Here is a 2,100-nt window from a genome sequence, read left to right as displayed (position 1 = left end):
GCTGTGGAATTGGCAGTTTTGTACAACTGGCTGCCGTTCACGGCATCGGTACTGGTCGCGTTAACCGCACCTGCAGCGACACCGACGATTGTGTGGCCGCCATTATTCAGACCGTTATTGGTCAATTTGACCGGGTCGCCTGAAGAAGTAGAAGTGATGGTCAAACCGTCGCGATCCAGCTTAGCGTCAGCGCCGGCCGTTCCGGCCTTAATACTGGTTACCTCCATCTCCTCGACAGTACCGAAGGTAAACTCTTTACCGTTTTGTACCAATGCAATGTTTTTGCCAGCCTGCAGTTTGACAGTATCGTTATTATTTACCCTGCTTGTAGCCGTACCGGTGGCAGTGCCGCCGGCAACAGAACCGCCTTCCACATTGAAACCGCTTTTTCCAACCGCAGTATTGATGGCCGCAGCCACGCTGCCTGCAGTAGCGGCTTTGTTTGCATCCGCAGCGGTAGGCGCGTTCACTTGGCCGGTAGTGGCGTTGTTGGTCAGCGCAACTGCAGTGGCATTGATTTTCACGGTAGTTACGCCCGCGCCGTCGGTCGATACCTCAGTGGTGGTATTTGTACCGTCAATAAATTTGAGCGTATTGCCCGGTTTCACAGTTTGCGTCGTACCAGTAGCAGCGGCCACCTGAAAACCGCCGCCCACAGTATTCAAACGGCTGTCCAATACGTTCAGCGCGTCGCCGACATTATTTTTGCTAACCGCATTACCGTTGGCATCAGTCAGGTTGTAGGTGGGAGCGGTAAACGTACCATCTGGTTTCAAGGCCGCGCCGCCGCCCAAATTAGTAGCCACACCTTTACCGATATTGCCGATTACATTTTGGGTGGCGTAAAGCTGGCTACCGTTAATCGCATCGGTGGAAGCAGCCGAAACTTCGCCCGCCCCTACCTGTTTGATTTGACGGTTGCCAACGGTCACAGAACTATTGGCGGAATCGCCGACATATGTATAGTTCAGTCCGTTTACATTTTTCGTTCCAGACTGGTTGGTAGCAGCAACGGCAGTCGTACCTGAACCTAAGGCAACAGAATTGGCCACGGCAGCGCTGGCATCCGAACCAATGGCAACACCCTTGGCAGCTGCCTGAGAGCTACGACCGAATGCGATGGAGTCTTTCGCCTGCGCGTTGGCACTACGACCAATAGCCAGCGCATCCTCGCCTGCGGCGTTGGCATTGTTACCCAAAGCCACAGTTTGTGCCGCATTCGCACGAGCGGAAGTACCGATGGCTACGGAATAATATCCGGAAGACTCCACGCTGTTGCCGACAGCTACAGACTGCACTCCATTGGCCTTGGCGGCCGAGCCGATGCCAACAGCCAGGGCAGCTTTGGTTTCCACGTCATTACCGATAGCAACGGAATTCGATTGACTATTGGCAGCCTGCAAAGTATTGCCGCTACCAATGCGGACTGTTATTGCCTGCGGCACGGTCACCCAAGCCGATAATGCCGCTATTTACATCCAAACGGCCACCGAGCGAAAGGTGTTTGCTGCCCGCACCGCCCGCATCACCATAGAACAGGGCACGGTTGGTTTGACTGGCCGCATCTCCGGATCTACATTTATCCCGAAAAGCATTTACACTCGGCATATTGCCGCCGCTGGCCTGCCCGGCCGCCCATTCCAAGTTGTTATTAACCAGAAAGAACAGCGCGTTTCTTCTTATCGATTCATCACTGGTAACGATACATCCGTCATCAGTACCATCATTGATAAAAATACCAGGTCCGGCATTGGCATAACCTGCGGTCATCATCAGCGCGGAAACCAATGCGGTGCAAACGAAACGGGAGGATTTCAACCCCAAGCTGCCCAATGTGGCAGGCTCGGCAGAAACCCGTCCGGAAGAAGATTTTCCCTTGGCCTTGGCATTTTCCTGAACAGCAGTCCAAGTGTTGGTGCACGCATTCCAAATAACGCGATAGGCTTTATTCATTGTTATGCTCCATTATTTAGTTGTATAGAGTGATCGAAATTGCAACCTACCCACTTACCTGCACGAACCATTCGGCTCGTGAGTACAAGAATTTCATTTTACGAGGTAAGCAGGGGGTAAAATTTTGTCATTTTATCTTTATTTTGA

At 52.4% G+C, this 2,100-nt stretch carries 1 protein-coding gene and 1 pseudogene; both read right to left on the bottom strand.

What is annotated here, in order from left to right:
* Positions 1-1,445: pseudogene (locus tag O3660_RS11535) on the bottom strand (hypothetical protein); the annotation flags it as partial.
* A complete protein-coding gene (locus tag O3660_RS11530) occupies positions 1,414-1,953 on the bottom strand; it encodes an ESPR domain-containing protein (RefSeq protein WP_371465008.1) in 540 nt (179 codons plus the stop codon). The pseudogene O3660_RS11535 and the gene O3660_RS11530, both read right to left, overlap by 32 nt.
* Positions 1,954-2,100 lie beyond the last annotated feature (147 nt).

Origin of the sequence: Neisseria sp. 27098_8_139 (assembly GCF_041433195.1) — a bacterium.
Taxonomy (GTDB): Bacteria; Pseudomonadota; Gammaproteobacteria; order Burkholderiales; family Neisseriaceae; genus Neisseria; species Neisseria subflava.
The sequence above is the reverse complement of the archived record's forward strand: the minus strand, read 5'-3'. Positions and strand labels throughout refer to the sequence as shown.